At 59.8% G+C, this 251-nt stretch carries 1 protein-coding gene; it reads right to left on the bottom strand.

Features of this window, described 5'->3' with window-relative positions:
* Positions 1 to 251 (bottom strand): arginase family protein (locus tag AC0L3U_RS39890; RefSeq protein WP_473365197.1); only part of this gene is annotated, 251 nt, incomplete at both ends.

Raw genomic sequence — 251 nt, 5'->3', positions numbered from 1 at the left:
GTTTTTTATGGATAGCCCGCAGGATCGGCAGGGTGATGGTGTGATCGCCGCCCAGGGTCATGGGAATAACGTTGTGCTCGAGGATTTCATCGTAGGCTTCTTCGATGATGCGCACGGCGTCCAGGAGGTTGAAGGTGTTGATCGCCACGTCGCCAATGTCGGCAACCGACAGCGAATCGAACGGCGCCGCACCGGTGGCCATGTTGTAGGGGCGGATCATCACCGATTCGGCCCCCGTGAAATCCGCGCCG

The organism is Bradyrhizobium sp. Kon69, assembly GCF_055807515.1.
This window is presented reverse-complemented; position numbering and strand designations above follow the sequence as displayed.